Raw genomic sequence first — 1,939 nt, forward strand, 5'->3', positions numbered from 1 at the left:
GAAGCCCCCACTCCTTTTCCCAAAAAAAGCCCCGCCGTTTTTAAAGGAAAATAACCCGTGCCGTTAACTTTGCGGCCAATTAAATACGATCGCCAAATGGACTATAGAATTGAAAAAGACACAATGGGTGAAGTAAAAGTGCCCGTGGATGCCTATTATGGCGCCCAAACACAACGCAGTATTGAAAATTTCAAAATTGCGCAGGACACCAACAAAATGCCCAAGGAAATTATCCAGGCCTTCGCTTACCTGAAGAAAGCCGCCGCTCTCACCAATTTCGAAGCAGGCGTTCTACCGAAGGAAAAATCTGACCTGATCGGGAAGGTTTGTGATGAAATCCTCGACGGTAAACTCGACGCTTATTTCCCCCTGGTTGTTTGGCAAACCGGATCAGGCACGCAAAGCAATATGAACGTTAATGAAGTAGTAGCCTACCGGGGGCATGTCCTTAACGGCGGCCAGTTAAGCGACAAAGAAAAATTCCTTCATCCTAACGATGATGTCAATAAATCACAATCATCAAACGATACCTTTCCTACTGCCATGCATATTGCAGCCTACCGCATTTTGCTGGAAGTTACTATACCAGGTATAGAAAAACTGCGGAATACGCTGGCTGAAAAAAGCAAAAAATATATGGATGTGGTAAAAATAGGCCGCACCCATTTTATGGATGCCACACCACTTACCGTGGGACAGGAATTCAGCGGTTATGTATCACAGCTAGACCACGGCCTGAAAGCCATTAAGAACACGCTTGCCCACCTAAGCGAATTAGCACTGGGAGGTACGGCCGTGGGTACGGGTATCAATACCCCACCGAATTACAGTGAAAATGTAGCCAAACATATTGCGAAACTTACCGGCCTGCCCTTTATTACGGCAGAGAACAAATTTGAAGCCCTGGCGGCCCATGATGCGATCGTGGAAGCACATGGTGCATTAAAAACCGTGGCAGTTAGCTTAATGAAAATCGCCAACGATATTCGTATGCTGTCCAGCGGTCCGCGGTCCGGTATCGGCGAATTGTTTATTCCTGATAATGAGCCCGGCTCTTCCATTATGCCCGGCAAAGTAAACCCCACCCAGTGCGAGGCCCTTACCATGATAGCTGCCCAGGTAATGGGCAACGATGTGGCGATCAATATTGGTGGCGCCACCGGTCATTTTGAATTGAATGTATTCAAACCAATGATGATCTATAATTTCCTGCACAGTGCCCGCCTCCTTGGCGAAGGTTGTGTAAGCTTTAATGATAAATGCGCCGTTGGCATTGAACCCATCGAAGCCAATATCAAAAAACATGTAGATAATTCGCTGATGCTGGTTACCGCCCTCAATACCAAAATCGGTTATTATAAAGCGGCTGAAATTGCACAAACTGCTCATAAAGAAGGTACCACACTAAAAGAAATGGCGGTTAAACTAGGTTATCTTACTGCAGAAGAATTTGATCAGTGGGTGGTTCCGGGAAATATGGTGGGCAGGTAAGAAATTGGCAAGGGCAAGTAAAAAATTGTCCCTCCCAGACGGGGAGGGACGCTAAACCCTATATTCGAAATTGACAACATTTCCTTTTAACCAAGCCTCTTGGTTTTTCAGTGGATATTGGTCGTCAAATCAATACTAGGGAACGGACCAAAACAGAACATGAGTCTTTTATAGCCTTTTTAATAATTTTTTACCGGTTTCCCGGATTGTATGGATGAAAACGGGTAATTACACAGATTTATTGTTCGGGCAGGATTGAATTCGACGAATGAATTAGCCTGCCCGAGCTCTACCCGGCAATAAATTGCCCCAGCCTTTACTAGGCAAATTTTTACTGAAATTATCGTAACACGGAGAAGCGGCCGTTGGTAAGTTGCAGCGGGTTTCCCGTCTGTGAATCAATGACGGTTCCGGAAAAAGTACCGCTTACTTTTTCTGCTGTATAGGT

At 45.3% G+C, this 1,939-nt stretch carries 1 protein-coding gene; it reads left to right on the forward strand.

The genetic code is table 11. The annotated features are described in order from the left end of the window. The first annotated feature begins 96 nt into the window (after window positions 1-96). Complete coding sequence (fumC, locus tag A1D16_RS00585) at window positions 97-1,491, forward strand: class II fumarate hydratase (RefSeq protein WP_290706688.1); 1,395 nt, start codon at window positions 97-99, stop codon at window positions 1,489-1,491. Window positions 1,492-1,939: the final 448 nt, after the last annotated feature.

Source organism: Flavihumibacter sp. CACIAM 22H1 (assembly GCF_001601815.1).
In the GTDB taxonomy this organism is placed as follows: Bacteria; Bacteroidota; Bacteroidia; order Chitinophagales; family Chitinophagaceae; genus Flavihumibacter.